The 886-nt window shown below is 37.8% G+C and carries 2 protein-coding genes; both read left to right on the top strand.

Features of this window, described 5'->3' with window-relative positions; all coding sequences use genetic code 11:
- Window positions 1-93: 93 nt before the first annotated feature.
- Entirely contained in the window at window positions 94-759 is a 666-nt protein-coding gene (locus AC1EJ1_RS10355; protein ID WP_005728427.1) for an IS607 family transposase, read from the top strand.
- On the top strand, window positions 743-886 hold a 144-nt coding region (locus tag AC1EJ1_RS10360; RefSeq protein ID WP_480295841.1), incomplete at its 3' end, for a hypothetical protein. The genes AC1EJ1_RS10355 and AC1EJ1_RS10360, both read left to right, overlap by 17 nt.

Here is an 886-nt window from a genome sequence, read left to right on the forward strand (position 1 = left end):
AGTGTTAATCACAAGTAGTAAATTATGTATTTAATATATCTAAATATGCCTATTAATGATATAATTGACCGCAAAGAAAGCAGGTCTATTTTTATGTCAAGAATTTATAAAGTTGGCGAAGCTGCTAAGCTTCTCGGTGTATCTCGCTCTACCATGCAAAGATGGGATCGAGAAAAAAGACTAGTTGCTCAGCGCAATGTTGCCAATCGCAGATACTATACGCAAGAGCGGCTGGATGCTTTTAGGGGCATTAAGCCTCACCGCAAGACAGTTGCTTATGCCCGTGTTTCTTCTGTAGGTCAGAAAGAAAATCTTAGGCATCAGATGGCTTTCATCATTGAATATGCCAATGCTAGAGGCATCATTATTGATGAACATGTAGAAGATATTGGATCAGGGCTTAATTATAACCGCAAAAAATGGAATAAATTATTGGATGAAGTAGAAGCAGGAAAAATAGAACGAATCTTTGTTACCTATAAAGATCGTTTTGCCCGCTTTGGCTTTGATTGGTTTGAACATTTTTGTGCTAAGCACGATACTAAAATTATTGTTTTAAACAACCCTGAAACCTCTCCAGATGAGGAAATGGTTGAAGACTTAATTTCAGTAATTCATGTGTTTTCATGTCGGCTTTATGGGTTGAGACGGTACGGCAGGAAGATTAGGCGGGATTTAAAGAAGGAAGGTGAAAAGAGTGATCATCAAAACCAGAACATATCGATTAAAACCCAATCAAAGGATGAAGAAGGTTCTTGATTCGCTTTGTGATTACAGACGCTTCAGCTGGAATCTCGGTTTAGAAACCTGGCAAAATATGCATGAAGCCAGACAATTGGCTTTAACCCAGCATCTTAAAGCAGAACTTAAAAAGCCTAGAAAAAAA

It is taken from the genome of Pauljensenia sp. C0170B4 (assembly GCF_056590235.1).

Coding starts and splice junctions, on each gene's coding strand:
- AC1EJ1_RS10355 (WP_005728427.1), top strand. CDS start 94: ATGTCAAGAATTTATAAAGTTGGCGAAGCTGCTAAGCTTCTCGGTGTA.